This window comes from Amycolatopsis sp. MJM2582 (assembly GCF_000754115.1).
Classification (GTDB): domain Bacteria; phylum Actinomycetota; class Actinomycetes; order Mycobacteriales; family Pseudonocardiaceae; genus Amycolatopsis; species Amycolatopsis japonica.
Window position 1 is genome coordinate 1,723,059 of sequence record NZ_JPLW01000001.1, and the last position, 23,802, is coordinate 1,746,860.

The following is a 23,802-nucleotide window of genomic DNA, read 5'->3' on the forward strand; positions in this document are numbered from 1 at the left end:
CCATGGGGGATCTCAACACCGAACTCGCCGAGCTGCGGGAATCCGTCGCGAGCCATGTTCCGGCGGAGGTCGCCGAGGTGCTCAAGGCCGACCGCGCGACGTTCGTCGGGGTGGTCGCCGAGGCGGCCGCGAAACCGGGGACGCCGATGCCGGATCTCGCGCTGCCGGACGCCGGTGGCGATCGGGTGCGGGTCGCGGACGGGCCCGCGGTCGTGGTGTTCTATCGCGGCGCGTGGTGTCCGTACTGCAACCTGGCGCTGCGCACGTATCAGCAGGAGCTGGTGCCGGAGCTGGAGAAGCTGGGCGTGAAGCTGGTCGCGGTCAGCCCACAGCTGCCGGACGGCTCACTGTCCACAAAGGATCTGGAGTTCGCCGTCCTGTCCGATGTGGACAACGAGCTCGGGCGTGCGCTCGGCATCACGTTCCGGCTGGCCCCGGAGACGAAACCGGCGTTCGACACGCTCATCGGTGACGTCGAGAAGATCAACGGGGCGGCGGAATGGGAGCTGCCGTATCCGACCGTCCTGGTCGTGGACGGCGAAGGCGTCATCCGGTACATCGACGTGCACCCGGACTACACCACGCGCACCGACCCGGCCGACGTCCTGGCCGCGGTGAAAGCCCTGTAGAAGCGCGTGAAGGCCTCCTTCCCTCGGCTCAGCCGAGGGAAGGAGGCCTTCACGCGCAAAGCGGTTTTACCGGTTAGCGCGGTTCACGGCCGACACGACGGCCCGCAGCGAAGCGGTCACGATCGACGGGTCGATCCCGATGCCCCAGTACACCCGGTCGGAGATCGCGCACTCGATGTACGACGCCGCCCGCGCGTCGTCGCCCGGCGAGAGCGTGTGCTCGCTGTAGTCCAGCAGCCGCAGGTCGAACCCGACGGTCGACAGCGCGTCGAAGAACGCCGCGATCGGGCCGTTCCCGCGCCCGGTGACCTCGTGCTCGTCGCCTTCGACCCGCACGGTCGCGGTGATGTCGTACTCACCGTCGCCGTTGTCCCGGACGTGCTGGCGCACCAGCTCCAGCGGCGTCTTCAGCTCCAGGTACTCGGCCGAGAACGCGTTCCACATCGTGGCCGGGTCGACCTCGCCGCCCTCGGTGTCGGTGTGGCGCTGGACGACCTTCGAGAACTCGATCTGCAGGCGCCGCGGCAGGTCGAGCTGGTGCTCGGCCTTCATGATGTAGGCGACGCCGCCCTTGCCGGACTGCGAGTTCACCCGGATCACGGCCTCGTAGTTGCGGCCGATGTCCTTCGGGTCGATCGGCAGGTACGGGACCTCCCACGGGTGCTCGTCGACCGGCGTCCCGACCTTGTCGGCGGCGGCCTTCAGCGCGTCGAGGCCCTTGTTGATCGCGTCCTGGTGGCTGCCGGAGAAGGCGGTGAACACCAGGTCGCCCGCCCACGGGCTGCGTTCGTGCACCGGCAGCTGGTTGCAGTATTCGACGGTCCGCTTGATCTCGTCCATGTCGGAGAAGTCGATCTGCGGGTCGACGCCCTGGCTGTACAGGTTCATGCCCAGCGCGACGAGGTCGACGTTGCCGGTGCGCTCGCCGTTGCCGAACAGGCAGCCTTCGATCCGGTCCGCGCCGGCCTGGAAGCCCAGTTCGGCGGCGGCGATACCGGTGCCGCGGTCGTTGTGCGGGTGCAGCGACAGGATCACCGAGTCGCGGCGGTCCAGGTTGCGGTGCATCCACTCGATCGAGTCGGCGTAGACGTTCGGCGACGCCATCTCGACGGTCGCGGGCAGGTTCAGGATCACCGGTTTCTCCGGCGTCGGCTGCCAGATCTCCGTGATGGTGTTGCAGACCTCGAGCGCGTACGACAGCTCGGTGCCGGTGTAGGACTCCGGCGAGTACTGGAAGCGGAAGTCGGTGTCCGGCTGCTTCGCCGCGTAGTCGACGACCAGCTCGGCGGCCTGCGAAGCGATCTTCGTGATGCCGATGCGCTCTTCGCGGAACACGACACGACGCTGCAGGATCGAGGTCGAGTTGTAGATGTGGACGATCGCGCGCGGCGCGCCTTCGAGCGCCTTGAAGGTGCGCTCGATCAGCTCCGGGCGGCACTGGGTCAGCACCTGGATGCTGACGTCGTCCGGGATGGCGCCCTCGTCGATGATCTCGCGGACGAAGTCGAAGTCCGTCTGCGACGCCGCCGGGAAACCGACCTCGATCTCCTTGTAGCCCATGCGGACCAGCAGGTCGAAGAACTTGCGCTTCCGCGCGGGCGACATCGGGTCGATCAGGGCCTGGTTGCCGTCACGCAGGTCGACGGCGCACCACAGCGGCGCGCGCTCGATCCGCTTGTCCGGCCAGGTGCGGTCGGGCAGCGAGATGTCCTCGACCAAGTCGTACCAGGGGCGATAGCGGTGTACGGGCATCGAAGTGCCGCGCTGGGTGTTCCACGAAGCCTGCTCGGAAGGCGCAGGACGGGTGGGCTTGCGAATGCTCATGAGGGGACGGTTCTCCTGAAGAATCGGGTGCGACGACCGGCACCACGAAGCCCCGCGACGGGGAGCCGGTCCGATCAGGCCCCGTCGCGGCAGCGAAGCAGGAGAGCTCGAGCCACGACGCCACCTTAACCGCGCGATCTCCCGAAGGGAAACCCGGGCCGCGATCGAACCGTGACCACAGTGGCGCCCATTCGGGTTACTCGCGGGTAGCAATCGGACCAGGCGACGTGCCACACTGCCCGGCATGGGCGAGCACGCAGAAGAGAAGGAAACCGCTGATCAGGCGACCAGGCGCAAGGTCGACTGGCGAGCGGGCGGCAGCCGCGCGGCCGGGATCCTGGCGAGCGTCGTCCGCTGGGTCGGCCTGATCTTCGCGGCCATCCTCGTGCTGCACGTCGTCTTCGTGATCGGCGAGGCGAACCCGGACAACGGCATCGTGTCCTTCGTCCGCGGCTGGGCCGACGGGCTGCTGCTGGGCTTCAAGGATCTCTTCATGCCCGAAGACGCCAAGCTGCGCGTGCTGATCAACTACGGCATCGCCGCGATCTTCTGGATGGTCGTCACCGGGATCCTCGCGAAGATCATCCGGCGCGTGGGCGGTTCCGCTTAGCCTCGGAGCACTACGCTCGGAAGATGTTCGCGCGGGCGGTGCCCTACGAGATCGTCGCGATCGGGGCCTCGGCGGGCGGAGTCAAGGCACTGCTCACGGTGCTCAAGGCCTTGCCCGGCGACTTCCCGGTGCCCGTGGTCATCGTCCAGCACCTCGATCCCCACCACGACACGGTGCTCGCCGAGCTTCTGGACCGGCGGTCGCGCCTGCGGGTCAAGCTGGCCGAGGACGGCGAAGTGGCCGAGCCCGGTGCCGCGTATGTCGCCCCGCCGGACCGTCACCTCCTGGTCGGGCCCGGCGGAAAACTCCGGCTGTCGGAGCGGGACAAGGTGAGATTCGTCCGGCCGTCGGCCGATCTGCTCTTCGAATCCGTCGCGGTGGCCTGCGGTGCCGCGGCGCTGGTCTGCGTGCTGACCGGGACCGGTTTCGACGGCTCGGCGGGCGCGAGGGCGGTCTCGTCGCGTGGCGGTACCGTGGTCGCCGAAGATCCGAGTACCGCGGAATTCAAAGGCATGCCACAGGCCGTGGTGAACGCCGTGGCGGTCGATCTGACGCTGCCGCTGGAGGGGATCGCGGCCGCGCTGGTGGCCCTGATCGAAGGAACGAGATCGCTGTGACCGCGTATGACGGCGGGGCCGAAGACGAGCAAGAGCTCGAATCCCTGCTGACGTTCATCAACGATTCCCGCGGCTTCGATTTCACCGGGTACAAGCGGACGTCGCTCGGCCGCCGGATCCGTAAGCGGATGCAGACGGTGAACTTCGAGAGGTACGCGGATTACCGGGATTTCCTGGAAAGCAACGCCGACGAGTTCCAGGAACTCTTCAACACCATTCTGATCAACGTCACCGGCTTCTTCCGCGACCCGGCGGCGTGGGACTACCTGCGGACGGCCGTCGTCCCCGGCTTGATCGCCAAGGCCGACCCGGACCAGGACATCCGGATCTGGAGCGCCGGCTGTTCGAGTGGGGAGGAGGCCTACACGCTCGCGATCATCTTCGCCGAACACCTCGGGATCGAAGCCTGCACGAAACGGGTCAAGATCTACGGCACCGACGTCGACGAGGAAGCCCTGCGCGAGGCGAGGGCCGGGGTGTACTCCCTCAAGGCGCTGGAGAAACTCCCCGACGACGTGAAGGCGAAGTACTTCGAACCGAACGGCGCCCTGTTCGCCTTCCGCCGGGATCTCCGCCGCCGCGTGATCTTCGGCAGGCACGACATCACCCGCGACGCCCCGATCTCACGGGTCGATCTGCTCGTCTGCCGCAACACCCTGATGTATTTCAACGTCGAAGCGCAGACGAAGATCATCGAACGGTTCCATTTCGCGCTCAACGAAGGCGGCCACCTTTTCCTCGGCAAGGCCGAGATGCTGCTCGCCGACGGATCCCGGTTCGAGGTCACCGACATGCGCAACCGGGTGTTCCGGATCCAAGGCGGGGCGGGGACGGCGAAGCCCGGACGGCTCGACTTCCTGTCCGCCTCCGAGGTGGGAAGGATCAATCGGCGGCAGGTGGTCGAACTGGCCTTGGCGTCCTCGCCCGATTCGGTGCTGGTCATCGACCGTGACGGCATGGTCGCGTTGATCAACGGCGCGACGCGGCTGCAGTTCGGGCTTTCCCCGGACAAGGTCGGCACACCGTTCGGTGAGCTGGAGATCTCCTCCCGGCCGCTCGAACTCGGCGCCTTGGTCGACAGAGCCCACAGTGAGCGCCGGAGCATCCGGGTCAACGCCGTGCGATGGGACAAGAGCGACGGCGAGACACGGTACTTCGACGTCATCGTCAAGCCGCTGCTCACCACCGACGGCGAGGATCTCGGTGTCGCGATCACCCTCATCGACACCACCGAGGCCACCCGGCTCCAGCAGGAGGTCAAACGGGTGCAGGAGGACCTCGCCACCGCCTACGCGGAACTCCAGTCGACCAACGCGGAACTGGAGACCGTCAACGAGGAACTCCAGTCGAGCATCGAGGAACTCGAGACGACGAACGAAGAACTCCAGTCCACGAACGAGGAACTCGAGACCACCAACGAGGAACTCCAGTCGGGCAACGAAGAACTCGAAACGATGAACGAGGAACTGCGGATCCGCACCGCCGAGCTGGACGAGGCGCGCACCTTCCTCGAAGGCGTGCTGTCGAGCGTCGCCGCCGGAGTGGTCGTGCTCGACAGCGATCTCCTGGTGCGCAGCTGGAATCGCGGCGCCGAGGACCTGTGGGGGATGCGCGCCGACGAGGTCTACCGCACGGATTTCTTCACGCTCGACTTCGGCCTGCCGACGGACGGGCTCCGCGACATGGTCGAGATCTGCAACGAGACCGGACACCGCGCGCTCCCGGTCGAGACCGACGCGGTCGACCGGAAGGGCAGGCCGTTCGCCGCCTCCGTCAGTTGTTCGCCGCTGGGCGGGCCGGGAAGTGGCGTCGTGCTGCTGATGGAGAAGCGGCGGAAGTGAGGTCGTCGCCGTGGGGGATCAGGTCGGCGACCGTCAGACGGCGGCTCATCAGCCGTTCGGAGAGGTCGCCGATCCGCATGTTGTGACTGCGGGCGTACCGCCGCAGCACGCGGAAAGCGCCGTCCGGGCTGACTTCCAGCCGGGCGGACAGCAACCCCTTGGCCTGTTCGATGATCACCCGGCTCGACAGCGCGCCCTGCAGTTGCCGTGAGGTCGTGGTCAGCCCGTCGATCGTCCGGTGGTTGAGCATGGCGATCGTCGCGACGTCGGCGAGCGCGTTCGCGATGCTCAGCTCGGTCCGTGGCAACGGCGCCGTCTCCGTGGTCAGGATCGTCACCGCGCCGAGCGCGTCTTCGCGGCGGCTGAACGGGAACGCGTGCACCGACCGGTAGCCGAGGGAAAGCGCGGCGGGAGCGAATCTGCTCCAGCGTGACGTCGCTTCGTCGAGGAGCACGTTGACGACCGGCGTCCCGCTCTCCTCGCTCTCGACGCCCGGACCTTCTTCGGCGAACAGTTCGCCGAGCGGTGGCGCCTCGAGTCTTTCGTCGGTGTCCACCACGACGTGGCGGTCGCCGGAGGCGGTCAGGTGCACCGACGACGAAGCGATCAGCTGGGTGTACCGATCCGCCACGCAGAGCCAGTAATTCGCCGGATCCAACGCGGGGACGAGAGTGTCCGCCAGCTCCACCAACGTGTCGGCGACCCATTTTTCGCGATTCCGCATCAAAAATCGGCCTTCCTTGGGGGCAGCCAACGCTAGTCCTCTTGATGCGGTCACGGAAGTCGCCTCACTCAGCCATCCGGGTCACATCCGCGGGGCGGTCGCGGGCGTACTCTCGCCTCATGTGGGACGGCACCGGTGGCCGGTACGACCAGTCGGCCCTGCGGGAACTGGTCGAGGCCGAACGAGGGCGTGCGGATCGCGCCGCGGGGGTGGCCTCACGGCACGAAATCCTCATGGAAACGGCCGTCGCAACCATGCGGCCGTTCCACCGGAGGATGGCGGAACTCCATCGCGCCACCGAGGGCAGGCACCGGGCGGCGGCCGATCTCCACGCGGGTTATGTCGCCGCGGTGAGGGACTGGGCCGCCGGGCGGGCGGGCGTCCCGCCGGCGTTCCTGGCCGCGGTCGCCGAGAACGCCGGCGTCCAGAGCCTCGCGGTGACCTTGTTCAGCAGCCCCGGGACCGCGGCGGTCGTCGTGTCCGATCCCGTCGCCGCCAGGGCGAACGACCTTGAGTGCGTCTTCGGCGAAGGGCCCTCCCGGGAAATGCCCGGCGTGTGCGCGGAGTGGGAACTGTCGAGCCGGTGGCCCCGGTTCGGGCCCGCCGCGAGGGAACTCGGGGTCCGGGCGGTGGTGTCGGCCCGGCTGGGGTTGCGCGAAGCGCCGCTGGGCACCCTCACCGCGTATCGGTCCGAGCCCGAACCGGACGCCGAAATCGCCCGTTCGACGGAACTGGTGGCCGACGCGCTCACCGCGACCGCATTGCATCCGGCCACCCGGCTCGACGTGGAAGACGGGCTCCCCGTCCATCCGTTGTTCGGTGACCTGGACCTCGAGGTCGTGGTGCATCAGGCCACGGGGATGGTCATGGCCACCCACGACTGCACCTCATCGGACGCGGTCGCCCTCATTCACGCGCGTGCCTACGCCCAGGACGAAAGCGTCATCGAAGTCGCCAGGACGATCGTGAACCGGACGTCGACGCTCAGCTGACACCGAGCCTTTCGTACGCCTCGACGGCGGCTTTCGGGTCGTCCGCCTGGAATTTCACGACGCGGACGGTCTCGGTCGCCCCGAGCGGCCGGGTCACGGTGATCGGCTCACGCAATTCGGCGACCAGGTTCGTCTCGTAGAAGTTGTCGTGACGGAGCCAGGTTTCGTCGCGGAATGCCTTCGCCTTGGCGGGATCGTGGCTTTCCTTCACGTGCCTCAGGGCGACGATGTTCTCCCTCGGGATCCGCACGTCGTAGAACGAGCTGTAGCGCACTCGCACCTCGCGCGACGAGATCACGTGCGGCCGGACGACGGTGCCGGCGTAGACGCCGAAAACCAGCAGCGCCGAGTACACGCCGAGGACGAGCAGCAGGATGTCGACGACGAGACCGAAGTCGATCAGCCAGAAGAGACCGGCTTCGAAGACGCTCACCACGGCCAGGACGACGAAGATCGGCTTGCCGCCCGAGCCGTACGGCACCGCGACGGCGTCCCCGTCGATGCCGTCCTTCCGACCGGTCAGATACAGCCAGAGCCCGGCCATCGTGCGTGACTCGTTGCGGATCAACGCGCGAACTGCCCCCATAACCCCAGGTTAGCGATCGAACCGGGTCAAAATCTTCACCGCGTCGGCTGATGCCGGGTCCTTCGGGGTGTAGATCTCCAGCCGGTGGTCGGGGCTGTCGGGCTGCAGCCACACCTGATAGTCGACGCCGAGCGCGCCGACCGTCGGATGCCGCAACCACATGGCGCCGACCGTGCAGTCGGCGACGTCGCCGGTCGCCCAGAGCGTCGCGAACTCGTCGCTGCGCATGGTCAATTCGCCGATGAGCGCCGCCAGCCGGGCGTCGGTGGGGTAGCGACCGGCGGTCAACCGCAGATAGGCGACGTGGACGCGGGCGAGCTCGGCCCGGTTCCGGTGCAGCTCGCGGGTGAGCGGGTCGAGGAAGAACATCCGGGGCAGCGACGGCCGCCGGTCCGGATTCTTCGGCGCGTCGAAGCCGACGTGTTCGGCCATGAGCGCGTGCCCGCCGTGGTTCCACGCGAGCACGTCGCCGCGACGGCCGAAGACGAGCGCGGGCACGGTTTCGCCGAGGTTCTCCAGCAGCGCGAGCACCCGGGGATGCGGTTCTTCCGGTCCGGGATCGGCCAGCTTCGGGAGCGAGGACCTCCGCGCGAGGTTGTGCAGGTGCGCGGTCTCGACGTCGTCGAGCCGCAGCGCGCGGGCGAGCGCGTCGAGCACCTGTTGTGAAGCGGTCTCGGCCAGTCCTTGTTCCAGCCGCGTGTAGTACCCGGCGCTCACCCCGGCGAGCTGGGCGAGTTCCTCGCGGCGCAGCCCGGGCACGCGGCGAGAGGTGCCGTAGGTGCGCAGGCCGATCTCGGCGGGGGTCACCCGGTCACGACGGCTTTTGAGGTACACGCCGAGGCTTTCCATGACTCCGAGCCTAAGTACTCCGCCCGCCGCGTGGGTGTACCCGCGAGGTGTACCCACGGCACGGGGATGGCTGCGGTCGCGAAGCCGGTACAGCGTCGAAGGCATGACACGACAGCACACCAGGGCCTGGTTCGGCCTGCTGGTGATCCTCTGCCCGGTGTTCCTGGTCTCGATGGACGGCTCGATCCTGTTCCTCGCGATGCCCAGGATCAGCCAGGCCCTCACGCCCACGGCCGATCAGGCGCTGTGGATCCTCGACGTCTACGGTTTCGCGGTCGGCTCGCTGCTCATCGCGTTCGGTGCCATCGGCGACCGGTACGGACGGCTGAAACTGCTGATGATCGGCGCCGCCGTGTTCGGCCTGGGCTCGGCGGGCGCGGCCTTCGCCCCGAATCCGGAAACGCTCGTCGCCTTCCGCGCGCTGATGGGGCTCGCGGGCGCGACGCTGCTGCCGTCCGCGCTGGCCGTGCTCAGCGAACTCTTCCCCGATCCGCGACGGCGGGCGCGCGCCATCGGGATCTTCGCGGCCGCGTTCGCCGCGGGGTTCGCGATCGGCCCGGTCGTCGGCGGGGTGCTGCTGGAACGCTTCCCGTGGGGCTCGGTCTTCCTGGTCAACCTGCCGGTGATCGCGGTGTTCCTGGCGTTCGCGCCGGTGCTGTTGCGCGAGGTGCGGGCCGCCGGGACGGGCCGGGTCGACGTGCCGAGCGTGGTGCTCTCCGCCACCGGTCTCCTGCTCGCGATCTACGGGATCAAGCACGCGGCCGCCGACGGCCTCTCCGTCTTCTCGGTCGCTTCCGCGGTCGTCGGCGCGGTGCTGCTGACGTGGTTCGTCCGGCGGCAGCGCGGTCTGGAACATCCGCTGATCGAGTTCTCGCTGTTCCGCGACCGTGTTTTCACCATCGCGATCGTCACCGGGCTGGTGCCGTTGGCCGCGTGGTCGGCGGCCGCGTACCTGTCGGGGATCCACCTGCAGTCCGTGCTCGGCCTGCCCGTCCTGCACGCGGCGTTGCTGGCGCTGCCCGGCGCGGCCGTCCTCACGATCACGTGCGTCGTCACGCCCGCGCTGGTCGACCGCGTCGGCAAGCGAACCGCGCTGGTCGCCTGCCATTTCTCCATCGCCGCCGGGCTCGCGCTGCTGCTCATGACCGGGGTCACGGGCGGCGCTGGCTGGTACGTCGCGTCGACGGTGGTCGCCGGGATCGGCTACGGCATCTCGTTCAGCGTGGTGGCCGACACGGCCGTCGGCGCGGTACCCGCCGAACGCGCGGGAGCCGCGGGCGCGATCGCCGAGACCAGCAACGAGATCGGCAACGCGCTGGGCATCGCGCTGATGGGCTCGCTCGCCGCGCTGGTGTTCCGCCTGGCAGGACCGGATCTCGCGCCCACCCTCGGGGAAACCCTCGAAATCGCGCCCTCGGCCGCTCTTGACGCGAAGGAGGCCTTCGTCATCGGCCTGCACACCGCCGTCGCGGTGCTCAGCCTGCTGCACGCCGGGCTAGGGGTTCTCGCTCTGCGATGGCTCCCTCACCCGGAGAAGGCGCTCGTGCCCCAGGCGTCGGCGTAGGCGAACTCGGCCAGGGGAATCCGCTCGCGCGGCGCTTTCTCGCGCTCGATCCGCCAGTCTGCTTCGAGCACCGCCGGGTCCGCGGGGTGGCCGACCGCGATGGCGACTTTGGGGACGACGTCGTCGGGGAGGCCGAAGAAGTCCTTCGCCGCTTCGGCTGAGAAGCCGGCCATCTGGTGCGCGATCAGGCCGAGGTCGACGGCCTGGAGCACGAGGTTTTCGCTCGCCAGGCCCAGCCCGTACTCGGCGTACGGGACGTCGCCCTTCTCGTTCGTGGTCACCATCACGCCGATCAGCAGCAGCCCGGCGCGCTGCGCCCACGCGCGGTTGCCCGAGTTGAGCGTCGAGAGGATGCGGTCGAACGACGGCGTTCCGCGCAGGCCGACCAGGTAGCGGGCGGGCTGGGTGTTGCCGAACGACGGCGCCCAGCGAGCCGCTTCGAGCAGCGCGCGGAGCTGGTCTTCGGACACCGTGGCGGCCTCGTCGTAGGCGCGCGGGCTCCAGCGGTTGGCCAGGATCGACGCGATCGGGGTACTTGTCTCGGCGGGTTTGTGCACCGCCGGACCATAACAAGGGGGTGCTCTCCGTCACTAAAGTGAAAGCCCTCCGACTATTTCGTTGGTGTTAAGGAAGATTTACTTCGGGAAGTCCTCTATGTGGTGGTCAGGACCACTTACGAGGGTGGCGGGCGTGCGCGACCCCGGTAGGCTTTCGCCCAAATAAGGGACGCGGGGGCTCCTCGGTGCCCACGAGGAGCACGCCCGGCCCGTCGAGGAGGTTCGGGCGTGGCCCTCGTGGTCCAGAAGTACGGCGGTTCGTCGCTGGAAAGTGCCGACCGGATCAAACGCGTCGCGGAACGCATCGTCGCCACCAAGAAGGCGGGCAACGACGTGGTCGTCGTCTGCTCCGCCATGGGCGACACCACCGACGAGCTGCTCGACCTGGCTCAGCAGGTCAACCCGGCTCCGCCGGAGCGCGAGATGGACATGCTGCTCACCGCGGGTGAGCGCATCTCCAACTCGCTGGTGGCGATGGCGATTTCGGCCCACGGCGCGGAAGCCTGGTCGTTCACCGGCTCGCAGGCGGGCGTGGTGACGACGTCGGTGCACGGCAACGCGCGGATCATCGACGTCAGCCCCAGCCGCGTGACGGAGGCCCTCGACCAGGGCTACATCGCGCTGGTGGCCGGTTTCCAGGGCGTGTCGCAGGACACCAAGGACATCACCACCCTCGGCCGCGGCGGTTCGGACACCACCGCCGTCGCGCTGGCCGCGGCACTGAACGCCGACGTCTGCGAGATCTATTCCGATGTGGACGGTGTGTACACCGCCGATCCCCGGGTCGTGTCCGACGCCCGCAAGCTCGACACCATCGCCTACGAGGAGATGCTGGAGCTCGCCGCGAGCGGATCGAAGATCCTGCATCTGCGCTCGGTGGAGTACGCGCGCCGCTACGGCGTCCCGATCCGAGTCCGTTCTTCCTACAGTGACAAGCCGGGCACCACGGTGACCGGTTCTATCGAGGAGATCCCCGTGGAACAAGCGTTGATCACCGGTGTGGCGCACGACCGCTCCGAAGCCAAGATCACGGTGACCGGCGTACCCGACACCACCGGTGCCGCGGCCCGGATCTTCCGCGTGATCGCCGACAACGAGATCGACATCGACATGGTGCTGCAGAACGTGTCCAGCACCTCGTCCGGCCGCACCGACATCACCTTCACCCTGTCGAAGGCCAACGGCGCCAAGGCCGTGCAGTCGCTGGAGAAGATCAAGGACGAGATCGGCTTCGAGTCGGTCCTCTACGACGACCATGTCGGCAAGGTGTCGCTCGTCGGCGCGGGGATGCGTTCGCACCCCGGTGTCACGGCGACGTTCTGCGAGGCGCTCGCGCAGTCGGGCGTCAACATCGAAATCATCAACACCTCGGAGATCCGGATCTCGGTGCTCATCCGGGACGCGCAGCTCGACGACGCGGTGCGCGCGATCCACGAGGCGTTCGAACTCGGCGGCGACGAAGAAGCCGTCGTCTACGCGGGGAGTGGTCGCTGATGCCGGAAGGTTTGCGGGTAGGCGTGGTCGGGGCGACCGGTCAGGTCGGCGGCGTCATGCGCCGTCTGCTGGCCGAACGGGGTTTCCCGGTCGCCGAAATGCGGTACTTCGCTTCGGCGCGGTCCGCCGGTTCGAAGCTTCCTTGGGGTGACGGGGAAATCGTCATCGAGGACGCGACGACCGCGGATCCGTCCGGTTTGGACATCGCGCTGTTCTCGGCGGGTGGCTCGACCTCCAAAGCCCAGGCGGAACGGTTCGCCGCCGCCGGCGCCACGGTGATCGACAACTCGTCGGCGTGGCGGATGGACCCGGACGTCCCGCTGATCGTCAGCGAGGTCAACCCGGAAGCGGTCAAGGAGGCGCGCAAGGGGATCATCGCGAACCCCAACTGCACCACCATGGCCGCGATGCCGGTGCTCAAGCCGCTGCACGCCGAAGCGGGTCTGGTGCGGCTGGTCGCCAGCACCTACCAGGCGGTCTCCGGTAGCGGGCTCGCCGGCGTCGAGGAGCTGGAAGGCCAGCTCGCCGCGGCCGCGGCGAACGCGGGCGCCCTGACCCACGACGGCGCGGCGGTGACCTTCCCCGAGCCGAAGAAGTACGCGCGGCCCATCGCGCACAACGTCCTCCCGCTGGCCGGGTCCATTGTGGACGATGGCGAGTTCGAGACGGACGAAGAGAAGAAGTTCCGCAACGAGAGCCGCAAGATCCTGAGCATCCCGGAGCTGCGGGTCTCCTGCACCTGCGTGCGGGTGCCGGTGTTCTCGGGGCACTCGATCTCGATCAACGCCGAGTTCGCGCAGCCGCTTTCCGTCGCCCGCGCGACCGAGCTGCTGACCGGCGCCCCCGGTGTCGAACTGTCGGACATCCCGACCCCGCTGCAGGCCGCCGGCCAGGACCCGTCGTACGTCGGGCGGCTGCGGACGGACCCGGGTGTCGACGGTGGTCGCGGCCTGGTGCTGTTCCTGTCGAACGACAACCTGCGGAAGGGCGCGGCGCTCAACGCCGTGCAGATCGCGGAACTGGTCGCCGCGAACTCCTGACCCGTGCCATGAACGGTCCTTTCCTTGCGAAATTTGCCAGGAAAGGACCGTTCCTTGCATCCGCCGGTCCGTCTTCGCGTGGTGAAATGACCGATTGATCACCATATGCACGGGTTCCCGCGGGGGTCGTGAGTGTTAAAGAGGGTTAGAACGACCATTGCCACTCACGACCCCTCGGTGAACCACCCAAATCGGGCACCCAAGCCGACTTTGTGTCCCTTGTGGACGGTCGGGATCGGGTTCCGCGCGCCGCGGGCTAAGCATTCAGAGGACTAAACGCGCGTGGCCCCCGCACAGGCCGCATACCGCGTAGCGAGGAACTCGCCCCGAGGATCCCCGCTGTAGGACCACACCCCGCCGTCCGCCCGCGTCCCCAAGTGCCGGAACTGCTCGACGGCCTCGTCGAAGCGCCCGTTCTCCACCAGCGCCTTCGCCAGGTACGCCCGGTCTCCCCGTTTCTCCGGATAGTCTTCGCCGTCGAGCAACGCCAGGATCCCGTCGAGCGCGCCGGACACCCGCGGCGAACGCCAAGCGGGAACGTCCTGGAACTCGGCTTCGTGCGCCGCGACCAGCAGCAGCGGCGCCAGGTTCGGCGACTCCGCGGCCGCGGTCTCGGCGAACTCCCACATCAGCTCGTTCGAGCCGAACCACTTCGCGCACCAGTACTGCAACGCCCGCGAGTGCGCGCCGCGGTGCCGCGGGTCGCGGGCGACGAGTTCCGCCCAGACCTTCCGGTACTCGTCGTTCTCGTACTGCCGCCCCATCGCGATCGTGAGCGCGGTCACCCACGGCGTCGGGTCTTCGGGAGCGAGCCCGGCCGCCTCGTGCACGGCCTCCTCGGCCTGCTCCAGCACCCGGAAGAACGCGGCGAACTGCTCCTGCGTGACATGCTTCGCCTGCAGCGAGCTGCGCACCTCCCAAGCCACGTCCACCAGCGACGCCGCGTTGACGAGCGCCGCGCCCGGGTCGCCGGGGCGAGCCTTGCGCCACGCGCGCAGCCACTCGTCGTCCTTCGCGGCGGCCTCGCCGAGCGCGCCGGTCACCTGATCGCGGCGAGCCCAGTTCCCCCAGGTCGACGCCAGCAGCGCCGCGGCGCCTTCCCAATCGCCGCGGGCGGTCGACTCCTGCACGGCGAGGATCTCCCCGTCGGTCCAGTACTCCTTGGCCGACACCTCGCCGTCGGCCGGGAGACCCCAGCGGGTGACGTCCGGGATCCTGCCCTTGAACTTGGGCTTCTCCGGCGGCAGCAGTGCGGCGAACTCTTCGGGCGTCAGCACGTTGTTGAGTTCGTCGATGCTGACGCCGCGCCGCTTCGCCTCCTTCATCACGGCGAACACGGCCTTGCGCTGACGGGATTTGAGCAGCCAAAGCATGAAAACTCCTTAAGAACGAACAAGGGTGAGAGTCGGCCGGTAGCCGGCGGGCACCCCGGCGGCTGTCAGCAGCGCACGCAGCGGCGCGGTGTCGGATTCGGCGGCGGTGGCCTGGTCGAGCGCGGGCTCCAGCCCGTCTTCCAGCGGCTCGTCCACGGTGAACGGCGCCGGTCCTGACCACGAAAGCGACCATCGCCCCGCGCCGACGTCGGTGAGCGCCGCGTGGACGACGACCGCCAGCCGACGGCGGACCGACACGACGGCGAACTCCCGGCGGGCGCGCGGACCGGCGCCGGCAGGTGGCGCCGCGTCCGGATCGGCCAGTTCCTCGTGCCTGCCCGCGTCGAGCAGGTCCAGCGCCATGTCGAGGGTGCGTTCGCCCAGGATCTCCGCGGCGGCTTCGGCGGCGGCGTGACGACGGCCGATGGCGACCAGCGACTGCCAGTCCGTCCGCCGTTTCGTGCGCGCCTCGTCGGAGAAGACGGTGAACAGCGCCTCGTCGAGCATCTTCTCGGCACCGGTCAGCAGTTCGGTCGCCGGACGTTCGCCGCCGGGGCGAACCGGGAAGCGGGTGCCCGCTTCGAGCGTCGCGACCCGGTCCCGGGTGGCCGGATGCGTGTCCCACCGCGAGGTCTCGTCCTCCGACGGGTTCCGGCGCATCTCCTCCATCTGCTCCGCCCTGGTCGGGTCCGTGAGCAGCGCGCGGTAGCCCTCGCCGAACCGGTCCGGGAGATACCCAGCCTCCCAGCCGATCGCGGCGTAGTTGTTCATGAAGAACCGCCAGGTGACGGCCAGCGCTTCGATCTCGCGCAGGGCCGAGGTCGCCGCGTCGGTACCCGCGAGCCGTGCCGAAACGGCGTCGGCCGCGAGCTCCTGAGCTCGGCAGACACTCATCGAGACGACGAAGTACAGCTTCGCGTACTGCTTGAAGAGCCAGCCGACGAAGCGTTCGAAGTAGCCGTCGCGGTCGAGGCCGTTGACCACCCGCGCGATCGACTTGCGCCCGCGATAGGTCAGCGCGGCGAAGCGGGTGTCCTTGTTGCTGTAGTGCCCCAGTTCGTGCGCGAGCACGGCGCGGAACTGGTCCTGGCGCAGGCCCATGATCAGCGGGACCCCGATGATCATGCGGCGGCGCAGCACCCGCAGCCCGAGCCACGAGGTGCGCTCGGTGACCGCGGCGTTGACGTCCGGATCGAGGTAGATCTCGTCCGGCGGGCGGGTGCCCGCCTCGGCCGCGAGTTCCCGGACCAGCGCCCAGAGGGCGGGTTGGGACTCCGGCGTCACCTGGACGCCGGGTACGTCGTCGTCGGTCGCCCGCTCGACGGTGAGCAGGGTCTTCAGCAGGATCCAGCCGACCGGCACGGTGATGATGCCGAGCTTCACCGCCGCGATGACGTTGTGCCGCAAAGCCAGCACTTCGAGCGCCACGATCCCGCCCACGAACGCGAGCACGAGCAGCGGGAACCCCGCCAGCAGGACGGCAGCGAGCAGCCCACGAAAAGACTTCACTGTGAAACGGACCTTCCCCAGAGTTGGTGTACCCCCGACACCGAGCGCTCATTGTGCCCGAAGCGCCTCTCGCGGCCGATCACTTTTCGAATACGATCGAAGACTTCGGGATGAACATCACCCCGGCGCGCGTCGTCGCATGTGGACTGTCCATTGTGGAGCGGATAATTGCCTTGTCCGGTTCGCCCGATCGGTGCATTCTCGACGACGACAAAACGTTTTCCACGAAAGGAAAGTCATGTACACGGCGGTCGAAGGCTCGCGGGTTCCGATCCGGATGTGGGCGGACCCCGCATCGGTCGAGGACCAGGCCATGCGACAGCTGCACAACGTCGCCAACCTGCCGTGGGTGCACGGCGTCGCGGTCATGCCCGACGTCCACTACGGCAAGGGCGCGACCGTCGGCAGCGTGATCGCGATGCGCGACGCGGTGTCCCCGGCCGCCGTCGGCGTGGACATCGGCTGCGGGATGAGCGCGGTGCGGACCTCGCTCACCGCCGCCGACCTGCCCGACGACCTGCTGAAGCTCCGCCGCCGGATCGAATCGGCCGTCCCGGTCGGGTTCGGCCTGCACAAGACCCCGGTGAACCCGGCGAAGGTGCACGGTGTCGGTGGCTGGGACGCCTTCTGGAAGTCCTTCGGCGACCTGCATCCCGGCGTCCAGGATCTGCACGACCGCGCGTCGCGCCAGATCGGGAGCCTCGGCGGCGGCAACCACTTCATCGAGGTCTGCCTCGAACAGGGCGGCGAGGACGAAGGCCGCGTGTGGCTGATGCTGCACTCCGGCTCGCGCAACATCGGCAAGGAACTCGCGGAACGGCACATGGCCGTCGCGCGGAAGCTGCCGCACAACGCGGATCTGCCGGATCCGGACCTCGCGGTGTTCGTCGCGGGCACGCCGGAGATGCAGGCGTACCGGCGCGACCTGTTCTGGGCGCAGGACTACGCGGCGCGCAACCGCGCCACCATGGTCGCGCTCGTGAAGCAGGCGCTGAAGGACGTCGTGCCGCAGACGACGTTCGACGACGCGATCAGCTGCCACCACAACTACGTCGCCGAGGAGACCTACGACGGCGTCGACCTCCTGGTGACCCGCAAGGGCGCGATCCGCGCGGGTTCGGGTGACCTCGGGATCATCCCGGGCAGCATGGGCACCGGTTCGTACATCGTGCGCGGCCTCGGGAACGCGTCGTCCTTCCAGTCCGCGTCGCACGGCGCGGGCCGCCGAATGTCGCGGAACAAGGCCAAGAAGCTGTACACCGCCGAGGACCTCGCGGCGCAGACCGCCGGCGTGGAATGCCGCAAGGACTCCGGTGTGGTGGACGAGATCCCGGCCGCGTACAAGGACATCGAAACGGTGATCAAGGCGCAGACGGATCTCGTCGAGGTGGTCGCGCACCTCAAGCAGGTCGTCTGCGTGAAGGGCTGAAACGTGGGTGGTGTGCCGGGGAACCCGACATACCACCCACGTTTCTCGCTAATGTGGTCTTCATGAAGAGGTTGGGAATCGCGGCGCTCCTGGCGGCCGCCGGACTCGCGCTGGCGGGCTGCAGCGAGGTCACGAACGCCGTCGATCAGACGAACAAGGCAGCGACGAAGGTCGGTGCCTGCGCCGAGGCGCTCAGCCTCGCCGACCTCAATCCGGACCCGGCGACGATCAAGGAACGCGCCGCGGACAAGGAGAAGCGGCTGCGTGAGCTGGCGAACAGCGTCGGCGAGCAGAACGTCGCGAGCGCGCTCACCGGCATGGCCGACTCGTATCTGCAGGTGCAGAAGGAGAACATCCAGGACGCGGGCAAGATCGCGGACTGGACCAAGCGCAACCTCGACCGGCTCGACGCCCTCCGGAAGGTCTGCGCCTAGCCCCCTCTCGCATTTCGTCCTCTGAATGCGGTAGTTGGCGATGCCAACGACCGCGTTCAGAGGACGAAACGCATCAGGAGGAGGTGAGCGCGGGCACCCGGGCGGGCGTCCGGGACCGGCGCCAGAACAGGCCGACCGAAGCGATCGCCAGCGCGCCCAAGGCCGAGGCCGTGAACCCCCAGCCGGGGGTCGAATGGTCGATCACGAACCCGATGATCGGGCTCCCGATCGCCAAGCCGATCCGGCTGGCCGCGTCCAGCAGGCCCATCGCCTCGCCGCGCACCCGGGGCGGGGCCGCCGCGCTGACCGTCTCCGTGCTCGCCGCGAGCGTCGGCGCGCACAGCACGTTGCTCGGGAAGAGCACGATCGCCAGCAGCCACCACGGGTGGTCGATCAGCCCGACCGGCAGCGTCAGCACCGCGAGCAGCACCATCAGCGTGCCCTGCGAAAGCGACCGCCGGACCGCGCCGTGGATCGCCCCGCCGAGCACGGACGCGACGCACATCAGCGTGATCAGCAGCCCCGACCAGGCGATGTCCCCGCTCGCGCGCAGGGTCGCCAAGGCGGCGAGCTCCATGCCGACCAGGCAGAACAACGCGCCCGCGGCGATGAACATCGCCATCACGAGCCGTCCGGTGAGCCAGCTCCGCACGGGCGGCCGCTCCCCGGTGAACACCTCGGCGTCGGCCTCGGCGCGGATCGGCGGGTTCTGCCGGTAGATCAACGTCGCCGAAAGCGCGAAGCAGACCCCGATACCGGTGAGCGCGTAGACCGCGGGCAGCTGCGTGATCGCCATGATCCCGGCCGACGGCCCGATCATGAACGACGCCTCCACCAGGATCGTGTCCAGCGAGTAGGCCGCGCGCCGCTGTTCCAGCGGCACGAGCGCGGTGAGCACCAGCCGCGCGAGCGTTCCCGCGGGCACCGACAGCACGCCCGCGGGGAGCGCGACCGCGAGCAGCACCTGATACGGCAGATGCGGCGCGCTGATCCAGAACGTCGACGAGGCCACCCCGCAGATCGCGACCACCGGCCGCAGCCCGTAGCGGTCGACGTACCGGCCGACGAGCGGCGCCCCGATCGCGCTGCCGAGGGTGGTGGCGGCGCCGATCAGCCCGGCCGCGCCGTAACCGCGGCCGAGGTCGTTGACCACGTACAGCGTCATCGTCACGCCCATGGCCGTCATCGGGAGCCGGGCCAGGAACATCAGCAGCATCGAGCTGGGAACTCCGGGCACGGCTAACACGCGACGATACGGAGCGAGGGCCATGGAACCGATGAGAACGTAACTTGGTACGCGCGTGCAAGTTTTTTTCGCGAGGTACGGGTCACCCGGTCCGGGGGGTTTTCTTGACTGATTCCAGATTAGACGAGAGGGTGGTGGGGACTGACCGCTCACCACCACGAACCAGGAGGCACCGGCGTGACCCTGCCGACCACGAACAACGTGGGCATCCCCGTCGCGAGCGACAACGACTCCCTGACGGTAGGCGCCAACGGCCCGATCCTGCTCCAGGACCACTACCTGATCGAGAAGAACGCCCAGTTCAACCGTGAACGCGTGCCGGAGCGCGTCGTCCACGCCAAGGGCGGCGGTGCGCACGGCTTCCTCGAGGTCACCGAGGACGTCAGTCAGTTCACGAAGGCCGCGCTGTTCCAGCCCGGCGTGCGCACCGAGAGCCTGGCCCGCTTCTCGTCGGTCGCCGGCGAGAACGGCTCGCCCGACACGTGGCGCGACCCGCGCGGCTTCGCGGTGAAGTTCTACACCTCCGAGGGCAACTACGACCTCGTCGGCAACAACACCCCGGTGTTCTTCATCCGCGACCCGATCAAGTTCCCCGACTTCATCCACTCGCAGAAGCGCCGCGCCGACAACCACCTGCGCGACCACGACATCCAGTGGGACTTCTGGACGTTGCGGCCCGAGTCCGCGCACCAGGTCACCTGGCTGATGGGCGACCGCGGCATCCCGTCGAACTGGCGGGAGATGGACGGCTTCGGCTCGCACACCTACCTGTGGGAGAACGCCGGCGGCGAGAAGTTCTGGGTCAAGTACCACTTCAAGACCGACCAGGGCATCGGTTACCTGTCGCAGGCCGACGCGGACCGCATCGCGGGCGAAGACTCCGACTACTACATCCGCGACCTGTTCAAGAACATCAAGCAGGGCAACCACCCGAGCTGGACGCTGTACGTCCAGGTGATGCCGTACGCGGAGGCCGCGGACTACCGCTTCAACCCGTTCGACCTGACCAAGGTGTGGCCGAAGGGCGACTACCCGCTGATCAAGGTCGGCCGCTGGGTGCTCGACCGCAATCCGGCGAACTACTTCGCGGAGATCGAGCAGGCCGCGTTCGAGCCGTCCAACCTGGTGCCGGGTATCGGCCCGTCGCCGGACAAGATGCTGCAGGGCCGCCTGTTCGCGTACCCGGACGCGCACCGCTACCGGATCGGCGCGAACTACACGCAGCTGCCGGTCAACGCGCCGAAGTCGCCGGTGAACAGCTACTCGCGCGACGGTGCGATGCGCTACAACAACCCGGGCGACCCGGTGTACGCGCCGAACTCCTACGGCGGCCCGCACGCGAGCGCGGAGATCGCCTCCGAGACCGCCTCGGGCTACGGCGTCGAGGACGAGGTCATCCGGTCGGCGTACAAGCTCCACGCCGAGGACGACGACTTCGGCCAGCCAGGCACTCTCGTCCGCGAGGTGATGGACGACGCGCAGCGCGAGCGGCTGGCGAACAACATCATCGGCCACGCTTCGAACGACGTCTCCCGGCCGGTGCTGGAACGCGTCTTCGAGTACTGGCGGAACGTCGACAAGGACCTCGGCGACAAGGTCGCGGACGCCTTCCGCGAGTAGAAGGACCTCTTTCGAGAGGCTGCTCCCACCACGGAACGCCCCCGGTGCCCGCACCGGGGGCGTTCCCATGTCCCCACTCGCATGTGAAGCCAGAAGGTGGCGTGGCGTGCGTGGGGGACACCCCGAGTGGAGCAGTGCGACACGCCTGTCCGACGGAGTGATGAAGCCAAACGATCACCGTTTACACCGCTGTGGGTGAACGAGCCGCTCCACGGTGGAGATCGGTCACAGGTGGTCATAAATCGGCGGGAAAAGGATGATCTTCAGGGGGAAGCACAAGATTTCGACGTTAATCAATTGCGGGGGTCTTCCCCGGGAATGAATCCGGCACGTAAGGGTTAGAAAAGTGTTCCAACCGGTGATCGGGTGGTGTTCGGCCGATACGGCGGGTATCGATTTACCTCGTCAGGTCCCAGAGGCCAGGAGGTAAGGAATGAAAGGCAACATTGCCCGGATGATTGCCGTGGTCGCCACCGGCAGTCTGTTGGCGGTGGCCTCGGCCGGCGCCGCGACGGCTGGTACCGATGGTGGAAAGGGTTCGTCGAACACGCAGGCGCTCGCCGCGCAGGTGCTGCAGATGCGGGACGGCCTCACCAAGGTGGCCTACGCCGGTGACGTCGCCAAGACGCGGGCGGACTTGGACAAGCTGAGCCCCGTCCTCGGTGACATCGCCGCGGGCAAGCGCTACCAGATCCAGACCGAAACACAGAAGCTCGGCGACCTGGCCCAGGGCCGCTCCGTCGAGTCCAGCAGGCTGCTGGCCGACCCGACCGCCAAGGCGCGTCAGCTGCCGCCGCTGCCGGTGCCGATCCCGTCGCTGCCGGACCTTCCCGGACCGCTGAAGATCGTCAGCGACCTGGTGAAAGCGCTGCTCACGGCCGTGACCGGCATCCTCGCCGGCCTGCTCGGCGGACTTCCCGTCCCGCCGCTTCCGGTACCGCCGGTACCACTTCCCACGCCCTAGGAGACCGAGGGAGTTGTCGTCAGGTTCCGCCGTGCAGGGCGGCGGGCCACGAAATGGGGGCCGGGGCCCGAGTGGGGACATTTCTCCTCACTCGGGCTCTGGCCGTCACCGGGGCGCGAGGCCCACCCGCAACGCTCCCGCCGCCTCGGCCGTCGCCTCGCGGAACCGCCGTCCGACACCGAGGAAGTTGAGGTACCCGTGGATCAGGTCCGGCTGGCGGCTGAGCGCCACCGGCACCCCGGCCTTCCGCAATTTCTCCGCGTACGCCTCGCCCTCGTCGCGCAACGGGTCGAATCCGGCCGTCGCGATATAGGCGGGCGGTAATCCGGAAACGTCGCCGTGCAACGGGGAGAGTTTCGGGTTGTACAGATCGGTGCCCTTCGGCACGTAATGTCCTTCGAACCAGGACATATCCGAATCGGTGAGGAACAGGTCCTCCGCGAACAATTCCCGGGAGCGGCGGCGCACGGTGAAATCGGTCGCCGGATAGAACAGCAGCTGGAACGCCGGGATCCCGCCACCGCGTTTCACCGCCTGCTGCGCCGTCACCGCCGCCAGGTTCCCGCCCGCGCTGTCGCCGCCGACGGCGATGCGTGCCGGATCGGCCCCGAGATCCCTCGCCTTCGCGTAGGCGTACTCGAACGCCGCGATCGCGTCTTCGGTGGCACCGGGGAATCGCGTCTCCGGCGCGAGCCGGTATTCCACCGAAAGAACCCGCACGCCCGCCTGTTTCGCCAGGTAGCGGACGCTGTTGTCGTGGGAGGCGCGGCTGCCGACCACCCAGCCCCCGCCGTGGAAGAACACCAGCAGCCCGGACGGATCCGGCAACCCGGCCGGGGTGTAGAGCGTGGCCGGCACGTCGCCGTCACCCGTGGGGATGAGCAGTTCCCTGGTGGCGACCGGCTCGATCGTCGGCCCGCTCACCAGATGCCTGCTGGCCAGGAGCATGCTGCGCGACTCTTCGACGCTTCCCCGCACCAGCGACGCCTTCGCCAGCTTCTGCAGGCGGAGCAGGAGCTGGGCGTCCAACGCCAGTTCCTGACCGTCCAGGCGGAGCGGCGGCCCGGCGATGGCCCGTCTGACCGGCTTCGGGAGCCAGAACGCCAGCTGTGAAAACGCGGCCTCGGCACGGATCTGGAGCGGTATCGCCATGCTTCCTCCTGGGGGCTTCCGGCCAGGTTACTTTCGAGTAGGTATGCCGTCCAGCGGGACCGGGCCCGTTGCGGCGAACGGGTGTGACGCAGACCTCCGTTCCAGATCCTGGTCCTCCACTTAAGTAGAGGGGTTAGCCTCGAAAGCGTGACTTCGACGAATTCGGTGCATGTCCTCGGTATCGGCGGCTCTCTGCGGGAGGGCTCGCAATCCGAACGCGCGCTGCGGATCGCCCTCGGCGCGGCGGCCGAGGCCGGGGTCACCACGGAGCTGATCTCCGGGCCCGAACTGGTGTTGCCGTTCTACGACACCGCCTTGGACGAGCGGCACGAGCGCGCCACCCGGCTGGTCGAAGCGGTCCGCCGTGCCGACGGGATCGTCGTCGTCTCGCCCGGTTACCACGGGGCGCTGTCCGGCCTGGTCAAGAACGCCCTGGACTACGTCGAAGACCTGCGCGACGACACCCGCCCGTATCTCGACGGCCGGGCGGTCGGTCTCGCCGCCGTCGCCTACGGCTGGCAGGCCGCGGTCACCACGCTGGAGCAACTGCGCACGATCACGCACGCACTGCGTGGCTGGGCCACCCCTTTGGGTGGTTCGATCAACACCGCGGAGACCAAGTTCGACGAAGCCGGCGGCGCCTCGGACGAGAAGAGCGTCCGCACGCTCCGCCTGATCGGAAGCCAGGTCGCCGAGTTCGCGCTGAGTCGCGCCGGTCACTAGTCGTTTGCTCCGGTCGTCGTCCGGG

General features: G+C 68.4%; 22 protein-coding genes. 13 read left to right on the forward strand and 9 right to left on the reverse strand.

The genetic code is table 11. From position 1 onward, the window contains the following. Positions 1-2: 2 nt before the first annotated feature. Entirely contained in the window at positions 3-629 is a 627-nt protein-coding gene (locus ED92_RS08485) for a peroxiredoxin-like family protein (RefSeq protein ID WP_037334967.1), read from the forward strand. Between the two features lie 66 nt (positions 630-695). On the opposite strand, the gene leuA is transcribed toward ED92_RS08485, so the two are convergent. Beyond that, the gene (gene leuA, locus ED92_RS08490; RefSeq protein WP_037334969.1) at positions 696-2,453 is read right to left on the reverse strand and encodes a 2-isopropylmalate synthase; all 1,758 of its coding nucleotides are present in this window, start codon (positions 2,451-2,453) and stop codon (positions 696-698) included. 244 nt (positions 2,454-2,697) lie between these two features. Here leuA and ED92_RS08495 point away from each other — a divergent pair, with 244 nt between their 5' ends. The 3 genes from ED92_RS08495 to ED92_RS08505 are packed head-to-tail and all read left to right on the forward strand — an operon-like array spanning position 2,698 to position 5,521. Then, positions 2,698-3,063 (forward strand): hypothetical protein, encoded by a 366-nt coding sequence (locus ED92_RS08495; protein ID WP_016337921.1) that lies wholly within the window; start codon positions 2,698-2,700, stop codon positions 3,061-3,063. Positions 3,064-3,086: 23 nt separating this feature from the next. Then, positions 3,087-3,680, forward strand: a complete 594-nt coding sequence (locus ED92_RS08500) for a chemotaxis protein CheB (protein WP_037334971.1) — start codon at positions 3,087-3,089, stop codon at positions 3,678-3,680. Next, positions 3,677-5,521 carry a CheR family methyltransferase gene (locus ED92_RS08505; protein ID WP_037334973.1) on the forward strand — a complete coding sequence of 615 codons (1,845 nt, stop codon included), beginning with the start codon at positions 3,677-3,679 and terminating at the stop codon, positions 5,519-5,521. Before ED92_RS08500 ends, ED92_RS08505 begins: the two co-directional genes overlap by 4 nt. Here the strand turns inward: ED92_RS08505 and ED92_RS08510 are convergent. Beyond that, on the reverse strand, positions 5,454-6,245 hold the full coding sequence (locus ED92_RS08510; RefSeq protein ID WP_052120320.1) for an ANTAR domain-containing protein: 792 nt from the start codon (positions 6,243-6,245) through the stop codon (positions 5,454-5,456). The two genes, ED92_RS08505 and ED92_RS08510, sit on opposite strands and share 68 nt — an antisense overlap. A gap of 119 nt (positions 6,246-6,364) precedes the next feature. Between ED92_RS08510 and ED92_RS08515 the strand changes: the two genes are divergently transcribed. Continuing rightward, a complete protein-coding gene (locus tag ED92_RS08515; RefSeq protein WP_037334975.1) occupies positions 6,365-7,237 on the forward strand; it encodes an ANTAR domain-containing protein in 873 nt (290 codons plus the stop codon). Here the strand turns inward: ED92_RS08515 and ED92_RS08520 are convergent. Together ED92_RS08520 and ED92_RS08525 are read right to left on the reverse strand one after the other, a co-directional pair. Beyond that, positions 7,230-7,823: a hypothetical protein gene (locus ED92_RS08520; RefSeq protein ID WP_235213217.1), complete on the reverse strand. Its 594-nt coding sequence runs from the start codon at positions 7,821-7,823 to the stop codon at positions 7,230-7,232. The two genes, ED92_RS08515 and ED92_RS08520, sit on opposite strands and share 8 nt — an antisense overlap. A 9-nt stretch (positions 7,824-7,832) precedes the next feature. Further along, positions 7,833-8,672, reverse strand: a complete 840-nt coding sequence (locus ED92_RS08525; protein ID WP_037334979.1) for a helix-turn-helix transcriptional regulator — start codon at positions 8,670-8,672, stop codon at positions 7,833-7,835. 103 nt (positions 8,673-8,775) lie between these two features. On the opposite strand from ED92_RS08525, the gene ED92_RS08530 reads away from it, so the two are divergent. Next, positions 8,776-10,236, forward strand: a complete 1,461-nt coding sequence (locus ED92_RS08530; protein ID WP_037334981.1) for an MFS transporter — start codon at positions 8,776-8,778, stop codon at positions 10,234-10,236. Here ED92_RS08530 and ED92_RS08535 read toward each other — a convergent pair. Next, on the reverse strand, positions 10,197-10,793 hold the full coding sequence (locus tag ED92_RS08535) for a nitroreductase family protein (RefSeq protein WP_037334982.1): 597 nt from the start codon (positions 10,791-10,793) through the stop codon (positions 10,197-10,199). The two genes, ED92_RS08530 and ED92_RS08535, sit on opposite strands and share 40 nt — an antisense overlap. Before the next feature lie 228 nt (positions 10,794-11,021). Between ED92_RS08535 and ED92_RS08540 the strand changes: the two genes are divergently transcribed. Further along, entirely contained in the window at positions 11,022-12,287 is a 1,266-nt protein-coding gene (locus ED92_RS08540) for an aspartate kinase (protein WP_037334984.1), read from the forward strand. Then, entirely contained in the window at positions 12,287-13,327 is a 1,041-nt protein-coding gene (locus tag ED92_RS08545) for an aspartate-semialdehyde dehydrogenase (protein ID WP_037334986.1), read from the forward strand. Before ED92_RS08540 ends, ED92_RS08545 begins: the two co-directional genes overlap by 1 nt. Before the next feature lie 272 nt (positions 13,328-13,599). Here the strand turns inward: ED92_RS08545 and ED92_RS08550 are convergent, their stop codons facing one another. Beyond that, positions 13,600-14,700 carry a DUF4034 domain-containing protein gene (locus ED92_RS08550; RefSeq protein ID WP_037334988.1) on the reverse strand — a complete coding sequence of 367 codons (1,101 nt, stop codon included), beginning with the start codon at positions 14,698-14,700 and terminating at the stop codon, positions 13,600-13,602. 9 nt (positions 14,701-14,709) lie between these two features. Continuing rightward, entirely contained in the window at positions 14,710-16,209 is a 1,500-nt protein-coding gene (locus ED92_RS08555; RefSeq protein WP_037334990.1) for a M48 family metallopeptidase, read from the reverse strand. Positions 16,210-16,447: 238 nt separating this feature from the next. On the opposite strand from ED92_RS08555, the gene ED92_RS08560 reads away from it, so the two are divergent. Beyond that, positions 16,448-17,638 (forward strand): RtcB family protein, encoded by a 1,191-nt coding sequence (locus ED92_RS08560; RefSeq protein WP_037334992.1) that lies wholly within the window; start codon positions 16,448-16,450, stop codon positions 17,636-17,638. A gap of 62 nt (positions 17,639-17,700) precedes the next feature. After that, on the forward strand, positions 17,701-18,072 hold the full coding sequence (locus ED92_RS08565; RefSeq protein WP_037336230.1) for a hypothetical protein: 372 nt from the start codon (positions 17,701-17,703) through the stop codon (positions 18,070-18,072). Positions 18,073-18,145: 73 nt separating this feature from the next. Here ED92_RS08565 and ED92_RS08570 read toward each other — a convergent pair whose 3' ends face one another. Next, a complete protein-coding gene (locus ED92_RS08570; protein WP_037334994.1) occupies positions 18,146-19,288 on the reverse strand; it encodes an MFS transporter in 1,143 nt (380 codons plus the stop codon). Positions 19,289-19,495: 207 nt separating this feature from the next. On the opposite strand from ED92_RS08570, the gene ED92_RS08575 reads away from it, so the two are divergent. Together ED92_RS08575 and ED92_RS08580 are read left to right on the forward strand one after the other, a co-directional pair. Beyond that, the gene (locus ED92_RS08575; protein ID WP_037334996.1) at positions 19,496-20,938 is read left to right on the forward strand and encodes a catalase; all 1,443 of its coding nucleotides are present in this window, start codon (positions 19,496-19,498) and stop codon (positions 20,936-20,938) included. 433 nt (positions 20,939-21,371) lie between these two features. Then, the gene (locus tag ED92_RS08580) at positions 21,372-21,902 is read left to right on the forward strand and encodes a hypothetical protein (protein WP_037334998.1); all 531 of its coding nucleotides are present in this window, start codon (positions 21,372-21,374) and stop codon (positions 21,900-21,902) included. Between the two features lie 105 nt (positions 21,903-22,007). Here ED92_RS08580 and ED92_RS08585 read toward each other — a convergent pair whose 3' ends face one another. Beyond that, complete coding sequence (locus tag ED92_RS08585; RefSeq protein ID WP_037335000.1) at positions 22,008-23,054, reverse strand: alpha/beta hydrolase; 1,047 nt, start codon at positions 23,052-23,054, stop codon at positions 22,008-22,010. A 147-nt stretch (positions 23,055-23,201) separates the two neighbouring features. Here ED92_RS08585 and ED92_RS08590 point away from each other — a divergent pair, with 147 nt between their 5' ends. After that, positions 23,202-23,777, forward strand: coding sequence for an NADPH-dependent FMN reductase (locus tag ED92_RS08590; RefSeq protein ID WP_037335002.1), 576 nt, complete (start codon positions 23,202-23,204; stop codon positions 23,775-23,777). Positions 23,778-23,802: the final 25 nt, after the last annotated feature.

Excerpts from the sequence above, each read along its gene's own strand:
- ED92_RS08485 (WP_037334967.1), top strand. The coding sequence starts at position 3 with ATGGGGGATCTCAACACCGAACTCGCCGAGCTGCGGGAATCCGTCGCG.
- leuA (WP_037334969.1), bottom strand. The coding sequence starts at position 2,453 with ATGAGCATTCGCAAGCCCACCCGTCCTGCGCCTTCCGAGCAGGCTTCG.
- ED92_RS08495 (WP_016337921.1), top strand. The coding sequence starts at position 2,698 with ATGGGCGAGCACGCAGAAGAGAAGGAAACCGCTGATCAGGCGACCAGG.
- ED92_RS08500 (WP_037334971.1), top strand. The coding sequence starts at position 3,087 with ATGTTCGCGCGGGCGGTGCCCTACGAGATCGTCGCGATCGGGGCCTCG.
- ED92_RS08510 (WP_052120320.1), bottom strand. The coding sequence starts at position 6,245 with ATGCGGAATCGCGAAAAATGGGTCGCCGACACGTTGGTGGAGCTGGCG.
- ED92_RS08515 (WP_037334975.1), top strand. The coding sequence starts at position 6,365 with ATGTGGGACGGCACCGGTGGCCGGTACGACCAGTCGGCCCTGCGGGAA.
- ED92_RS08520 (WP_235213217.1), bottom strand. The coding sequence starts at position 7,823 with ATGGGGGCAGTTCGCGCGTTGATCCGCAACGAGTCACGCACGATGGCC.
- ED92_RS08525 (WP_037334979.1), bottom strand. The coding sequence starts at position 8,672 with ATGGAAAGCCTCGGCGTGTACCTCAAAAGCCGTCGTGACCGGGTGACC.
- ED92_RS08530 (WP_037334981.1), top strand. The coding sequence starts at position 8,776 with ATGACACGACAGCACACCAGGGCCTGGTTCGGCCTGCTGGTGATCCTC.
- ED92_RS08545 (WP_037334986.1), top strand. The coding sequence starts at position 12,287 with ATGCCGGAAGGTTTGCGGGTAGGCGTGGTCGGGGCGACCGGTCAGGTC.
- ED92_RS08550 (WP_037334988.1), bottom strand. The coding sequence starts at position 14,700 with ATGCTTTGGCTGCTCAAATCCCGTCAGCGCAAGGCCGTGTTCGCCGTG.
- ED92_RS08560 (WP_037334992.1), top strand. The coding sequence starts at position 16,448 with ATGTACACGGCGGTCGAAGGCTCGCGGGTTCCGATCCGGATGTGGGCG.
- ED92_RS08565 (WP_037336230.1), top strand. The coding sequence starts at position 17,701 with ATGAAGAGGTTGGGAATCGCGGCGCTCCTGGCGGCCGCCGGACTCGCG.
- ED92_RS08570 (WP_037334994.1), bottom strand. The coding sequence starts at position 19,288 with ATGCTGCTGATGTTCCTGGCCCGGCTCCCGATGACGGCCATGGGCGTG.
- ED92_RS08580 (WP_037334998.1), top strand. The coding sequence starts at position 21,372 with ATGAAAGGCAACATTGCCCGGATGATTGCCGTGGTCGCCACCGGCAGT.
- ED92_RS08585 (WP_037335000.1), bottom strand. The coding sequence starts at position 23,054 with ATGGCGATACCGCTCCAGATCCGTGCCGAGGCCGCGTTTTCACAGCTG.